This window comes from Staphylococcus sp. SM3655, assembly GCF_016917315.1.
GTDB lineage: Bacteria > Bacillota > Bacilli > Staphylococcales > Staphylococcaceae > Staphylococcus > Staphylococcus aureus.
Window position 1 is genome coordinate 2,498,451 of the sequence record NZ_CP070305.1, and the last position, 16,187, is coordinate 2,514,637.

The 16,187-nt window shown below is 32.3% G+C and carries 10 protein-coding genes and 1 pseudogene; 1 reads left to right on the plus strand and 10 read right to left on the minus strand.

What is annotated here, in order from left to right; translation table 11 throughout:
* Positions 1-149: 149 nt before the first annotated feature.
* The 5 genes from JQN76_RS12200 to JQN76_RS12220 form a co-directional block, all read right to left on the minus strand.
* Positions 150-1,637, minus strand: coding sequence for a hypothetical protein (locus JQN76_RS12200; RefSeq protein ID WP_000849439.1), 1,488 nt, complete (start codon positions 1,635-1,637; stop codon positions 150-152).
* A gap of 498 nt (positions 1,638-2,135) precedes the next feature.
* Complete coding sequence (pnpS, locus tag JQN76_RS12205; protein ID WP_015445861.1) at positions 2,136-3,797, minus strand: two-component system histidine kinase PnpS; 1,662 nt, start codon at positions 3,795-3,797, stop codon at positions 2,136-2,138.
* Entirely contained in the window at positions 3,797-4,501 is a 705-nt protein-coding gene (locus tag JQN76_RS12210) for a response regulator (protein ID WP_000080028.1), read from the minus strand. The genes pnpS and JQN76_RS12210 overlap by 1 nt, the downstream gene beginning before the upstream one ends.
* Positions 4,502-4,890: 389 nt before the next feature.
* Positions 4,891-6,159 (minus strand): NADP-dependent isocitrate dehydrogenase, encoded by a 1,269-nt coding sequence (gene icd / locus JQN76_RS12215; protein ID WP_000123164.1) that lies wholly within the window; start codon positions 6,157-6,159, stop codon positions 4,891-4,893.
* A gap of 48 nt (positions 6,160-6,207) precedes the next feature.
* The gene (locus JQN76_RS12220; protein WP_000829167.1) at positions 6,208-7,329 is read right to left on the minus strand and encodes a citrate synthase; all 1,122 of its coding nucleotides are present in this window, start codon (positions 7,327-7,329) and stop codon (positions 6,208-6,210) included.
* Between the two features lie 347 nt (positions 7,330-7,676).
* Here JQN76_RS12220 and JQN76_RS12225 point away from each other — a divergent pair, with 347 nt between their 5' ends.
* Complete coding sequence (locus JQN76_RS12225) at positions 7,677-9,038, plus strand: amino acid permease (RefSeq protein ID WP_000818525.1); 1,362 nt, start codon at positions 7,677-7,679, stop codon at positions 9,036-9,038.
* Positions 9,039-9,070: 32 nt separating this feature from the next.
* On the opposite strand, the pseudogene JQN76_RS12230 reads toward JQN76_RS12225, so the two are convergent.
* The 5 genes and pseudogenes from JQN76_RS12230 to accD all read right to left on the minus strand — a co-directional run bounded on the left by JQN76_RS12230 (position 9,071) and on the right by accD (position 16,180).
* A pseudogene (locus JQN76_RS12230) lies at positions 9,071-10,722 on the minus strand (IS1182 family transposase).
* A gap of 640 nt (positions 10,723-11,362) precedes the next feature.
* Positions 11,363-13,120, minus strand: a complete 1,758-nt coding sequence (gene pyk, locus JQN76_RS12235; protein ID WP_001232648.1) for a pyruvate kinase — start codon at positions 13,118-13,120, stop codon at positions 11,363-11,365.
* Between the two features lie 21 nt (positions 13,121-13,141).
* Positions 13,142-14,110, minus strand: a complete 969-nt coding sequence (gene pfkA, locus JQN76_RS12240; protein ID WP_000717561.1) for a 6-phosphofructokinase — start codon at positions 14,108-14,110, stop codon at positions 13,142-13,144.
* Between the two features lie 268 nt (positions 14,111-14,378).
* Positions 14,379-15,323, minus strand: coding sequence for an acetyl-CoA carboxylase carboxyltransferase subunit alpha (locus tag JQN76_RS12245; RefSeq protein ID WP_000883648.1), 945 nt, complete (start codon positions 15,321-15,323; stop codon positions 14,379-14,381).
* Positions 15,323-16,180, minus strand: coding sequence for an acetyl-CoA carboxylase, carboxyltransferase subunit beta (gene accD, locus JQN76_RS12250; RefSeq protein ID WP_000471571.1), 858 nt, complete (start codon positions 16,178-16,180; stop codon positions 15,323-15,325). The genes JQN76_RS12245 and accD overlap by 1 nt, the downstream gene beginning before the upstream one ends.
* Between the last annotated feature and the right edge of the window lie 7 nt (positions 16,181-16,187).

A 16,187-nucleotide genomic window follows, 5' to 3' on the forward strand; every position in this document is an offset into this window, starting at 1 on the left:
AAAAGACATAATCATGATTGTTCTTGATGAGCACTCCATAAAGTCAGGTTAAAAGTCCAACTTTTGAGATGCACATTATCATTTCATGATTATGTCTACTTTTTAATATTTTTATGCTGCTATTTTAAATTTTTATAGGTAAGAATAAGTTATGAATCGTCTGAACCAAATGGAATATATTTAACTTTGGTCATTTTCGGTAATTCTTCATAATTATTAAACCACTCTTGGTAATTTTTATTGATTGGTGACGGATGATGCATATAATGTTCAAACGGCAATGATTCCACTGTATAAACCTCTTGTCGTGGATGATCTTTAATTTGTTGTTTTAATAACTGAACTCTTTTTTCATGTTCATAATGAACATAAATAAATGCACTAAGATATATCACAGCTAAAACTAGTGATGCACCTTTAATAAAATTAACATTGATTGACTTATATTTCCGAAATTCTTTTAATAAAATAATTAAAATGATTACATGTATCGTATAAACAATCAAAAAATTACCTGGTTCTATTGGAGTAACAATGACTAGTGTCGACGCCGAAACACATATTGCAATAAGTAAGGAATATAAAGTGATTTGTGTTTTACGATCATTAATAGACAAATAAATACCTACAAATATCGAAAACGCAAAGTAACCACATACAATTACGTTCACAAAACCAACCAATCCAATATCTGTATTTTTATTTAATAAAAACTGATTGTAAAATAGTAAATAATAAAGCGGTAAAGTGATAAATCCTATCATAATGATACGACGCTTTAATATTGTTAAATGTACATACCGATCACTTCTAAGCAGTAGATAAATAATAAGCGCTGCAATCATACTTAAAATTATAATCTGACTGAAAATGACACCATATGGAAGTGACGTTGATATCATTTCTGCAAATTTTGAAAAGATACCTTGATTATTTGAAACTTGTTGATATTCTGATCCTTCAAATAAAATTTTGCGATAATTTGGATTGGAAAACATAATGATTGTACCTATAGTAGCAATCATAAATGAAAACAATAATTTATAATTAAGTGTTCGATTTGCAGTAAATTCATATAGAAAAGCTAAAATTAAAATGATACAGTGGAATAATGTCACATTCTCCATAAATAATTGACCGAAGAAGCATAAAACATAGAATAGTACAGTAACACTTACCGGCTGCTTTTCTTTATATATAATTGCATTAATACAATAATAAATAATAAAGAGTGAAATTAGTGTTGATGTCGCATAATTATAAAATCCTGCAAACCAGCCATATGTATCTGCATAAATAGCACTTGGTAAAATTAACATTAAAGAAAATGCTAACAAATAATAGCTTGTCCACGCTTTACAACGTGTAATGTGCATAATCATCCAAATGATGCCCATACTAATGAGACCATATGAAAGCCAACGTAACCAGCTTACATGTACAGCTATAATTTCAAAGATATTTCCGATATAGCGACCATTAAGTGATGCAAATCCTACTTTTAAAATATCAGTATTATAATTGCTAAACCATTGTAAATCATCGTGCATGAGTGGTAGTAAGATACCCATAAAAGTATAAAACAATAATATCGCAATTAATATCAAAGTTGTCTTGTGTAATTGAATTGTTTTCACTTTGCTAATCCTCAAATCTAGTTAAATTTTCCTCAACTTGTAGGTCGAAAAATTAATTCAATATTTTTAATGTATTTCTAATTTTCACCTATGCATGTTTCCTCAATCAAATTAGATAAACAAGGTATTTAATATTACTTTCAACAATTTATCTAAATCGCCCCTCGTCTTTTTCTATGACGAATGATTACACTTGTCTATTCAAGTGTTTAAATTAAGATTTATTTCCGTTCAAATAAAACTTATTACTTTTTAATTAAGCATCTATTTTAAGCGCGTTACTAAAATTTCTTTATTATAATAAATATATTATAAAATTGCTTGATTCACAACAATCTATTACTTATAACTTACAAATCGACATATGCAAATGACAAAATTGACAACCGAATTTATTCCACTTCATTAACTCTAATTTAATACCAATAGAGATTTGAACGAAATAAAAAAGCAGCAACAACTTCGTGAAAAATACACGCGCTGTTACCACTTTAATTTTTATTCTTTATAATCTTTTAGAATAACTTTGAACGTTGAGCCTTTGCCAACTTGACTATTCACTTCAATATTGCCTTGGTGGGCCTCTACTATATGCTTTGTAATTGATAATCCAAGACCTGTCCCACCAGAATCTCTACTTCGTGCTTTATCTACTCTATAAAATCTTTCAAAAATACGTTGTTGGTCTTCTAATTTAATACCTATACCAAAATCTTGTACTTCGAAAATGACACGAAAGTCATCTCGATACACACGAACGTTAATATCTCCATCTTCATAAGAATAGTTAATTGCATTCGTTAACAAATTCGTGATAACTTGAGCAATTTTACTTTCTTGTGCTTTAACAATGACATCTTTTTCAATATCAGTATGAATGGAAATATTTTTTTGATTGGCTTGAGTCATCATATTATCAATAATACGCCGCGTTAAATCTGATAAATTCATATAGTCTGTATCTAACTCGGTATGTTGCTCAATATGCGATAAATCTAACAAATCTGTTACTAAAGATTCTATTCGATTTGATTCTTTTAAAATTATGTTTAAAAACATGTCTAATGATTCCGCATCATTTTTTGCACCATCAATAAGCGTTTCAGCAAACCCCTTAATTGAAGTAATAGGTGTTTTTAATTCATGTGAAACATTTGCTACAAATTCACGTCTTAGATTTTCAAGTTGTTTCAGATTTGTTATGTCATGCATCACAACTAAAATCCCTTGCAAACTTTTTTGAGACCTAGTTAAAATCGGAACGCATGAAATATCAAAGTACTTGGCATGGACTTGGTTTATTGCAACTTCCAATTGTTCATAAATAGGTTTTTCAACTTTAAAACTTTCTAAAATTAATTGCTCAATTTCAGTATTAACATAGCCGTGATAGCCTACTTGTTCAATATTATGCGAGATGTTGAACTGTTCATAATACGCTTTATTTGCAACAACGATTTTTCCATTTCGATCTATCATTAAAATAGCACTTGGAATATTTTCAATCGTTGTTTTTAAACGGTTGGATTGAATTTTTTGCTCATTATTAAGCTTTTGAAGGCGTCGTGCTAAATCATTGGTAGACACAAAAAGCGCTTTAGTTTCTACAACATTACTTTCAGGTACACGTATGTGATAATAACCATTTGCCAACAATTGTGTTGCATAAGTAACTTCTTGAATGGGACGGATTAATGTACGCTTAAAACTACGGCTTGCAAAATACAGACAAATGAGTACAACTAAACATGTCAAAATAAGATATTTCCACAACGTCCAATGCATTTCTGTAATATCGTTATTGTAACCTTTAATCCATACATGATAACCGTTAACCTTCTTATTAAAAATAAAAACGTCCCTTTTTTGAATATAGCTATCACTATTTGGGATAGCTTTCAGTTTGCCACTACTAAACACCTTTTTATCATGTTTAGTTATCAATAAATCTATATTTTGCTGTTTTACAATTTCTTTAACTTTATCAATCTCATTATCTTGGACTAAATAAATATATGATCTTGCATCTGTTGCTAGAGCTTGTTCGTGTTTTTCTGATAAAACATATGTGATGGAAGCGTGAATAATAATGCCTAATGTAACAAAACTGATAATTAATATACTGCTTATCAATAACATTAAGCGGTGGTGAAACTTCATCATTGTTCTTTAGGTCTTTCCAATTTATAGCCTAAGCCACGCACAGTTTTAATAAGTTGTGGCTTCTTAGGATTATCTTCTAATTTATCTCTTAAATGACTGATATGTACATCAACAATTCTTGAGTCTCCTGCAAATTCATAATTCCATACCGTATTTAACATATGTTCTCTCGTAATGACTCTGCCTTGTCTTTCTATCAAATAAAGCAAGAGTTCAAATTCTTTCGGTGTTAGCTCCAATAACTCATTATGCTTATATACTTCAAAATAATCGGGTCTAATACGTATCGATCCGATGGTAATATCATCATCAATCTCTTCTACTTCTTTTACAAATTGAGAACGTCTTAAAATGGCTTTCACACGGGCAACAACTTCTCTAGGTGAAAAAGGCTTAGTCATATAGTCATCGGCACCTAATTCTAAACCTAATACCCGATCAAATTCATCATTTTTCGCCGTTAACATTAATATAGGGACTAAATTTTTATTTGTTCTTACAGTCTTACATACGTCAATGCCATCTTTTTTAGGTAGCATAACATCTAAAATAATTAAATCTGGCTGTTCACTTTCTACCTTTTCTAAAGCCTCATCACCATCAAATGCGACAACAACTTCATAACCAGCTGTTTCTAAGTTATATTTAAGTAATGTTACGATTGAATGTTCGTCATCTACTACCAACACTTTTTGCGACATGGTATGCCTCCCTAACTTATAATTATATTTACATTATAACCGAACTATTTATAAAAATAACATCCTACACATTATCTTTACACATTTTTTACATTACTTTACATATAAATAAAATACTTCTTATATTTCCTTCTATCATTTGCATGACTTACTCTGGGACAACGAAATAAATTTTGTAAAAATAGCATTTCTATCCCACTACCTATGCATGAGTTTTACTCATTTATTCCTAAGCTTATGTACATATTCGCTTTGTCTAATGTGTAAGAAACACTACATAATCAATCATTGGTGACTCTTTATTATTTCTATCCTGTTGCCAACTTCAATTCATTTAAAAAGGCGAACCTAGCAATTAAAGTTGCTAGACTCACCTAATTTTATTTTGCTTATTTTAAATTTTTAATCAATTCATCTGCAAATGCTGATGTAGAAACTTCTTCAGCACCATCCATTAAACGGGCAAAGTCATAAGTAACAACTTTTGAAGCAATTGTATCTTCAATTGAATCTGTAATCTTATCTGCCGCTTCTTGCCATCCTAAATGTTCTAACATTAATACAGAACTTAAAATTACTGAAGATGGATTCACTTTATTTAAACCTGCATATTTTGGAGCTGTACCATGTGTTGCTTCAAAAATAGCATGACCTGTTTCATAATTAATGTTTGCACCTGGCGCAATACCAATACCACCAACTTGTGCAGCTAAAGCATCTGAAATATAGTCACCATTCAAGTTCATAGTTGCTACAACATCATGCTCAGCTGGACGAGTTAAAATTTGTTGTAAGAAAATGTCAGCAATAGAATCTTTAATGATAATCTTGCCTTCTTTTTCAGCTTTTTCTTGAGCAGCATTAGCAGCATCTCTGCCTTCTTTTTCAACAATTTCGTCATATTGTTGCCAAGTGAATACTTGATCACCAAATTCAGATAATGCTAAATCGTAACCCCACTGCTTAAATGAGCCTTCTGTAAATTTCATAATATTACCTTTATGAACTAAAGTAACTGATTTACGGTTATTATCGATAGCATATTGTATAGCTGCTCTAACTAATCGCTCAGTTCCTTCTTTAGAAACTGGTTTAATACCAATACCTGAAGTTTCTGGGAATCGAATGTTTGTCGCACCCATTTCGTTTTGTAAGAAGTCAATTACCTTTTTAACTTCTGTTGTACCTTCTTTAAATTCAATACCAGCATAAATGTCTTCAGTATTTTCACGGAAAATAACCATATCAACATCTTGTGGACGTTTAACAGGTGATGGTACTCCTTTAAACCAACGTACCGGTCTTAAACAAGTAAATAAATCTAATTCTTGGCGTAAAGCCACATTTAATGATCTAATACCACCACCAATTGGTGTTGTTAAAGGTCCTTTAACAGCAATTAAATATTCTTTAATTGTATCAAGTGTTTCTTGAGGTAACCATTCACCAGTTGTATCAAATGCTTTTTGGCCAGCTAGCACTTCTTTCCATTCAATGCGTTTTTCGCCATTATAGGCTTTCTCAACAGCAGCATCTATAACTCGGCTTGCTGCCTTCCAAATATCCGGTCCAATTCCATCACCGATAATAAATGGGATAATTGGTTCATTAGGTACGTTTAATCCTTCAGTTCCTTGAGTAATTTTTTCTGCAGTCATAGTTATTTTACCTCCAAATTTTACATCTTCATTTTTAATTTGTATTGATTATTTTCTTTCTTCAAGCGGGATATACTTACGATTCGTTTCGCCAATATATTTCGCTCTAGGACGCATAATTCTATTATCTTTATATTGTTCTAAAATATGAGCAATCCATCCTGCAGAACGACTTACAGCAAAGATTGGCGTGAATAAGTCATGAGGTATTTCCATACAGTGATAAACACTCGCACTATAAAAATCAACATTAGGAATTAATCCTTTTTCTTCTGCCATACGTTTTTCCATTTTCACTGACATTTCAAATAATTCTTCACGACCAGCGTCTTTCGTAATTTGACGGCTCATTTCTCTTAAATATTTCGCTCTAGGATCACCATCTTTATATACACGATGACCGAAGCCCATTACTTTATCTTTATTAGCAAATTTTTCATCTAAGTAAGCATCAACATTTTCAATTGACCCAATCTCAGATAACATCGTCATAACTTGTTCGTTTGCACCACCATGTAATGGCCCTTTCAGAGAACCTACAGCTGCTACAATACCTGAGTACATATCTGACAATGATGATACCGCACAACGTGCTGTAAATGCAGATGCGTTCAACTCATGATCAGCGTGTAAAATAAGTGCTTTATTGAAGGCTTCTACTTCTATATCTGTTGGTAATTCCCCACGTAACATATATAGGAAGTTTGCCGCATAACTTAAGTCAGGATTAGGCTTAAGTGGTTCTTTATCTTGTCTTACTCGAGCAAACGCTGTAACTAATGATGCTACTTTAGCCTGTATACGCATTGCTCTTTCATAACGATTTTCATCTGATTCATTTTCAGCATCAGGATCGAAATGTGCAATATATGATAATGACGTACGTAATGCTGTCATTGGATGCACGTGATCTGTAACATACTCCTCAAAATGTGTATACACACGAGGATTTAATGTCATGTATTGATTTAATTTCCCTTTTAGATGAGCAAGCTCTTCTTCGTTTGGCAATCTATAGTTCCATAATAGGAAAATAACTTCTTCAAATTGCGCATTTTCAGCTAGATCATCAATATCATAGCCGGCATAAGTCAATTGACTTTCAATAATTGAACTTATTTTAGTCTCCGCTGCGATAACCCCTTCTAAACCTCTTTGTAATTCTGCCATGATAAATTTCCCCTTTACTGTTTCTTTATGAAATGGCTTTCAACTAATATTATAGCTAAACGCATTTCGTTTGTGAAATATAAAAACTGGCATTATATGTGCAACAATTTTTTTGTAAATCTATGTAAATGTCACAGAATAGCCACAAATAGCACCATTAAAGCTTTTTCAAGATGTGAATAATCCATGAATTTTACAATAGAATTAAATTTTCAATTGGTTATTATATATGATTATAAAAACCAAAGTATATTAACATGGAATTTTACACATTTTTACCGAAAATAATTGTATATATCTCAATATAAGTGCATAATAAACATATCTATATTTAAGGGAGATGTATTATGGCTGAAAAATTACAAAGGGAACTGAGCAATCGCCACATACAATTAATTGCAATTGGCGGTGCAATTGGTACAGGCTTATTCTTAGGTGCTGGTCAAACGATTGCATTAACCGGCCCTTCAATTCTATTAACATACATCATTATAGGATTTATGTTATTTATGTTTATGCGAGGTTTAGGAGAAATCATTATACAGAATACTGAATTTAAATCTTTCGCAGATGTAACCAATACATATATTGGGCCTTTTGCAGGATTTGTTACCGGATGGACATACTGGTTCTGTTGGATTATTACAGGTATGGCTGAAGTAACGGCTGTGGCAAAATATGTTAGCTTTTGGTTCCCAGAAATTCCAAACTGGATAAGTGCACTATTTTGTGTACTGTTATTAATGTCATTCAACCTACTTAGCGCAAGACTTTTCGGAGAATTAGAATTTTGGTTCTCTATCATTAAAATAGCGACAATTATTGGTTTAATAGTAGTTGGTTTCGTCATGATTCTATTTGCATTTAAAACTCAATTCGGGCATGCCAGTTTCACAAATTTATATGAACACGGCATATTCGCTAAAGGTGCTTCTGGATTCTTTATGTCTTTCCAAATGGCACTATTCTCATTTGTAGGAATTGAAATGATTGGTGTTACAGCTGGGGAAACAAAAGATCCAGTTAAAACAATTCCAAAAGCAATTAACAGTGTACCCATTAGAATTTTAATATTTTACGTTGGGGCGTTAGCGGTTATCATGTCTATTATCCCTTGGCAGCAAGTTGATCCTGATAACAGTCCATTCGTAAAATTATTCGCATTGATCGGTATTCCGTTTGCTGCGGGCTTGATTAATTTTGTAGTATTAACCGCTGCTGCTTCATCATGTAATAGTGGTATATTCTCAAATAGCCGTATGCTTTTCGGTTTATCAAGTCAACAACAAGCACCTCCGAACTTTTCTAAGACGAATAAATATGGCGTTCCACATGTTGCAATCTTTGCTTCATCAGCATTATTACTTGTGGCAGCATTACTAAACTATATTTTCCCAGATGCGACAAAAGTATTTACGTATGTGACTACCATCTCTACAGTGTTATTTTTAGTTGTATGGGGTCTGATTATCATTGCATATATCAATTATAGTCGTAAAAACCCAGATCTACATAAAAATGCTACGTACAAACTATTAGGTGGTAAATATATGGGCTACTTAATATTTGTATTCTTCATTTTTGTGTTCGGGTTATTATTTATTAATGTTGATACAAGACGTGCAATTTATTTTATTCCGATTTGGTTTATACTTTTAGCATTTATGTACTTAAGATATAAACGTATCGCTGCTAAATCAAATAAATAACAACAAGTTTTAGGGCTTGGGACATTAAGTTCTTAGGCAATGTAAAAAAGCTGATTTCTATTAATTATTTGATAGAAATCAGCTTTTTTGATATGTATTTTATAATGTACAGCTCGTTGAGCTGCTATTTTCCTTATATTAAGTGCCATCAATACAAAACCTAGCTCTCGTTTAACTTTATTTATTCCTCGAACTGACATTCGAGTGAAACCCAAAATAGCCTTCATAAATCCAAAAGCAGGCTCTACATCAATTTTTCTTTGACTATAGATTTTTTTCGTTTCTGGTTCAGAAAGCTTTTGATTAATTTGGACTTTAAAGTATTCCCAATTATAATTCTTCATGATTTTCTTATTGGATTTCGAATTTGGTTTCATGCATTGATGTCTCAAAGAACATGATGAACAGTCATCACATTCATATAGTTTGAAGTCTCGTTTAAAACCATATCTATCATTACGGTATGCATATCTTTTAAAACCTATTCTTTTGTTATTAGGACATATAAATTCATCATTAAGTTCGTCATATTTCCAATTTTGAGTGTTGAAAATGCCACTTTTAAACTTTCTAGTTTTATCTTTAATAAACATGCCATACGTAATAAGTGGCGTTTTATTAAAATCATCTATAATAGCCATATAGTTTTGCTCACTACCATAACCTGCATCAGCTACAATATACTCTGGTAAATAACCGAAGGTATTTTGAATCATTGTTAAAAATGGGATTAATGTTCTAGTATCTGTTGGGTTTTGAAATAGGTCATAGGATAAAACAAATTGAGAATTTGTCGCTATTTGTAAATTGTATCCTGGCTTAAGTTGGCCATTTTTCATATGGTCTTCCTTCATTCTCATAAAAGTTGCATCATGATCAGATCAGTTTTAGAAAAACTATTTCTATCTTTAAGAATCGATTTTTGTTCTTCATATTTATTTTTTCTTTCGGAATAATCATCAAATTTCTTTTTGAACTTCTTAATCTCAGTTATTTTTTTACGGGTCTGTTTTCTAATTTGAGCACAATCTTCGTTCTCAATAGAATGATTTAAATCTTCGATTTCTTTATCTAAATGACTACCAATTAAATCTATTTCTTCTATTGTTAAATCGCTATCTCCATCTTCTTTTATCTCTGGTATTATTTTTTCTTCAACTAAGTCACGATATAATGTTTTTGAATTTTCGTTCAATTTCGATTCGTGATTTTGAATACTTTTCTTCCACACAAATGTATATCTATTGGCATTAGCTTCTACTTTTGTACCATCAATAAAAATTGAATTATTATCAATAAGATTTTGCTTTAAACATTGACTATGGAACTGAATAAATAAAGATTCAATTAACGCATCAGTATTAGGATTCACTCTAAAACGATTAATAGTTTTATAAGAAGGTGTTTGATCTTGAGCTAACCACATCATTCGAATACTGTCATGAAGTAATTTTTCTATTCTACGACCAGAAAATACAGATTGAGTATATGCATATAAGATGATTTTTAACATCATTTTTGGATGATAGGATGTTGCGCCACGATGATGTCTGAATTCATCGAATTCGCTATCAGGTATCGTTTCAACAATTTCATTAACATATCGCGAAATATCATTTTGAGGAATTCTAACAGAGGTTTCTATTGGTAGTGTAAGTTGGGTCATGTTATAAATTTTATACATAAGGCACCTCGTTAATTTAGTTTAGTGGTATTTATTAAATTATACGAAGGGACCCAACACAGAAAATTCATTTTATTGAATTTTACATTTATGTGCAAGTTGGGCAAAGTGTCTTATTTTTTTAAAGTATTTAAAAGTAAAATTACATGTTAATACGTAGTATTAATGGCGAGACTCCTGAGGGAGCAGTGCCAGTCGAAGACCGAGGCTGAGACGGCACCCTAGGAAAGCGAAGCCATTCAATACGAAGTATTGTATAAATAGAGAACAGCAGTAAGATATTTTCTAATTGAAAATTATCTTACTGCTGTTTTTTTAGGGATTTATGTCCCAGCCTGTTTTATATGCAACTTATAATATTAAATTGCGTACTTGGCTCAATACTTTTACTTTCTCATCTATTTAATAATGTATCATTTCAGAAATACATCCATACTTCTATTTTATAATAAATTTCCAAAGTAATATGAGTGAAAGTTTGAAGGTGATAATGTACATGTATAAAAGATATAAACATTTATATAGATTGCCATTCATACACTATCATTATCAAATAACCTATTAATTACGTCATAAAATACCAGATGAACCAAAAAACGCCTTTCCATTGTTGATAAATGGAAAGGCGTTTTTTTATAAATTATAGTACGTTTGCATATCCTTCAAAGATTTTACCTTGAGCAGCATCAATCGTAACTAACATGTTATTGCTTATGTTTTTAACAGCTTTTTCTACACCTACAACTGTTGGAATACCTTTTTCTAAACCAACAATTGCACTTGGTGATGTAATACCATTTTCTTCTGTAATTAAGCCTAAAGCTTTTTCTACATAAGGTACAAACGTTTCATCGATTGAGTTAGTAACGATAACTTTGTCAGATAAATCTTTACCTTCTAAATCTTTAACAGTTTCAGCAACTAACGTAGTACCAACAACTGATCCACGTCCAATACCTTGACCATTAGCAATTTCGTCACCAACTAGGTGGATTTTCATCATATTAGTAGTTCCAGTTTCACCAGTTGGTACACCAGCAGTAATAATGATTAAATCACCATTAGATACTCTACCAGTTTCAACAGCTGTTGCAACTGCATTGTTTAACAATGCATCTGTACTCTTACGTCCTTTTTTAACTACAGGTTGAACTCCCCAAACAATTGAACATTGACGTGCAGTTTCTTCACTTGGAGTCACCGCAATAATGTCTGAATGTGGACGATATTTAGAGATAGTACGTGCCGTTGAACCACTTTCAGTAGCAGCTACAATTGCTTTAACATTTAAGTTTAAAGCTGTATGTGCAACCGAAATACCGATAGCATTCACTAATGAAGTTTCAACTAATTTAGTACGATCTGACAATAACTTTTTGTAATCTTGGGCTGCTTCAGCTGATACAGCAATATTCCTCATTGTTTTAACAGCTTCTTCAGGATATAAACCAGCAGCAGTTTCACCAGATAACATTACTGCATCTGTACCATCATAGATTGCGTTGGCAACGTCACTAGCTTCTGCACGTGTAGCACGTGGGTTACGTTGCATAGAATCTAACATTTGTGTAGCTGTAATAACTGGTTTACCTAATTTGTTACATTGTCTGATTAAATCTTTTTGAACCATTGGTACTTTTTCAGGTGGAATTTCAACACCCATGTCACCACGTGCAACCATTAAACCATCAGACACTTCAAGAATTTCCGCAATATTATCAATACCTTCTTGGTTTTCAATTTTAGGGAATACTGAAATGTTAGCTTTTTGTTCTTCTAAAATTTCACGAATTTCTAAAACATCACTAGGACGACGTACGAAACTTGCTGCAATGAAGTCAACATTTTCTTTAATACCGAAACGGATATCTTCAGCATCTTTTTCTGTAATACCAGGTAAACTTACTCTTACGCCAGGTAAGTTAACACCTTTTTTGTTTTTAAGCTCACCAGAGTTTAAAATATCACATTTAACTTCTTTTTTAGCATGGTCAATATCTTTAACTTGTAATTCAATTAAGCCATCATCAAGTAAAATGTATGAACCTACTTGAACATCGTTAATTAAGTTTTCATATGTTACTGAGAACTTTTCAGGTGTTCCTTCAACTTCATTCATGCTAACAATAACTTCGTTACCACGTTCAAGTTCAATGATACCGTCTTTCATATTATGCGTACGAATTTCTGGACCTTTTGTATCTAATAAAATTGCTACAATTTTGTCTAATCTTTTAGCTACTTTACGAATTGTATCAATTCTACCTTTATGCTCTTCATGACTACCATGTGAAAAGTTTAATCGTGCAACGTTCATACCAGCATTGATTAATTTCTCAATCATTTCTTCTGATTCTGAAGCTGGTCCAATTGTACATACAATTTTAGTTTTTCTCATTTTATAATTCCTCCTGAAATCTTATATAGATAACTTGTTAGCAAGTTCATATAGACTATAATCAAATTTATGATCTTTACCATCAAAAATTTCATCAAAAGATGTTGCTACAATTTTATTGTTCTTAATTCCAACACCCTTAGCTGTTTCACCTTGCATTAATAAGTCTACCGCATATCCACCTAAACGTGATGCTAAAACTCTATCCGCACCTGTTGGGCTACCACCACGTTGAACGTGACCTAACACAGACACTCTATTATCAACATTGATGTATTGTGATAATTCTTTTTGACAATCTTGCGCAGTCATACAACCTTCTGCTACAAGAACGATTGAGTGTTTCTTACCACGTTTAATACCTTGTTCAATTTTATCAGCTATTTCTTTAATATCTGTTTTCACTTCTGGAACTACAATTGTCTCAGCACCAACTGATAATCCAGCCCATAATGCTAGATCTCCACAATCACGGCCCATTGCTTCAATGATAAATGTTCGTGCGTGACTTGACGCAGTGTCTCTAATTTTGTCGACTAAGCCAATAATCGTATTTAATGCTGTGTCAAATCCAATTGTAAAATCAGTACCATTGATATCATTGTCAATCGTACCAGGAATACCGATAGTTTGAATTTCTTTGCATTCCTCACTGATGCGTTGTGCACCGCGATAACTACCGTCACCACCAATAACTACAAGGCCCTCAATCCCTCTTTTACGTAAGTTTTCGATTGCAACTTTACGTACTTCTTGCTCCTTAAACTCTGGACATCTTGCTGAATACAAGAATGTACCTCCACGCTGAATCGTATCCCCAACTGATCCTAATTCAAGTTTATGAATATCATCATTTAACAATCCTTGGTAACCATGATACACACCATAAACTTCAATTTCATTGTAAATTGCTGTACGAACAACTGCTCTTACGGCAGCATTCATTCCAGGTGAATCTCCACCACTAGTTAAAACTGCAATTTTCTTCATGACGACATACCTTTCTATAACTGATTTATCTTTAACTCTAAATTACCACAAATTGATATGTCATTCCATCAAAACTAATGTATTGAATTGATGTAAACGTTTTAAATATTGAATTTTATTTTAACTTAATTAAAAAAAGATTAGTAGCCACAATTTTGACTACTAATCTTAGTTAAAATTCAGTATCTAAATATTAAATTATTGTTTTAATGTACTTCAATTTATGGTAAAACCCAGTATCGATTTAACATAAAAATGCTCAAGTTGATTATTCTATATAAGAACCGATATTTCTGAATTTTTCAAAGCGATCATTAGCAATTTCATCACGTGATAATGACTCAAGTGAATCTAACTGTGCAACAAACGCTGATTTAATAGCTAAAGCTTGCTGTTCAACATCTTTATGTGCACCGCCAAGTGGTTCAGAAATGACATCATCTATAATACCTAATTGCTTAATATCATGGGCAGTAATTTTCATTGTTTCAGCTGCAATTTTAGCCAAATTACTGTCTTTCCATAATAATGCCGCTGCACCTTCAGGAGATATAACAGAGTAAGTACTATTCTCTAACATCAATACTTTATTGGCAATACCAATACCTAGAGCACCTCCACTGCCACCTTCACCAATGACAATCGCAATAACTGGTACTTTTAATGAAGCCATCTCAATCAAATTTGTTGCGATAGATTCACTTTGTCCACGTTCTTCAGCAGCTTTACCAGGATATGCACCTTTTGTATCTATAAATGTAAAGATAGGACGATTGAATTTTTCAGCTTGTTTCATTAAACGTAATGCTTTTCGATAACCTTCTGGATGCGCCATACCAAAATTTCGATAAATATTATCTTTTGTATCTTTTCCACGTTGTTGTCCAATAACTGTAACAGCACGACCATTTAAAAAGCCAATACCACCAATCATTGCTGGATCATCTCTAAAATTACGATCACCATGTAGTTCCATAAACGAATCAAAGATATATGGAATATAATCTAGGGTCGTAGGTCTTTCTTGCAAACGCGCAATTTGCACACGATCCCATGGTTTTAGATTTGTATATATTTTTTTAGTTTCTCGTTCCAATGACGCTTCAAGCATGTCAATTTCTTCTTGTAAATCCACATCATTTTTATCTTGAGATTCTTTTAAAGATTCAATTTTATTTCGAATTTCAAAAAGTGGTTTTTCAAAATCTAACATTATTTAGTCACCTCTTGATGGATTTTTAGAATTTCAGACAATGTTTGACGCATATCATTACGATGTACAACTTTATCCAATTGTCCATGCTCTAATAAAAATTCTGCAGTTTGGAAATCATCTGGCAATTTTTCGTTTATTGTCTGTTCAATAACTCGACGACCTGCAAAACCTATCAACGCTTTTGGCTCACTTAAATTTATATCACCAACTGATGCAAAACTTGCAGATACACCACCAGTAGTTGGATGTGTTAAATATGATATATATAATAGTCCAGCGTCAGAATGACGTTTTAAAGATACACTGGTTTTACCCATTTGCATCAAGGAAATAATACCTTCTTGCATACGTGCACCACCACTTGCAGAGAAAAGAATAAATGGTAAACGGTTCTCAGTGCAGTAATCAATGATGCGACATATCTTTTCACCGATAACCGATCCCATACTTCCCATTCTAAAACGTGAATCCATGACAGCAACGCCAAATTTCATACCATCTAGTTGCGCTGTACCAGTCACAACTGCTTCTTTAAGACCTGTCTTTTGTTGGTCCTTTTCAATTTTTTCTAAATAACTTGGAAAATCTAATGGATTCGCAGAGGTCATTCCCTTATCGAATTCTGTAAATGATCCTTCATCAGAAATTGCTTCTATACGTTTATACGCAGTTAAAGCAATATGATGATCACAATTAAAGCACACATTTAAATTTTCAGCTAATTCTTTTGTGTACATAATTTTCTTACACTTTGGACACTTAGTCATAATACCTGCAGGCACATCATTATTTTTAGAGTCTTGTACTGTAAGATATTTCTTTTTCTTTGTTCGATTAAAAAAATCTTTAAACATAGGAAAA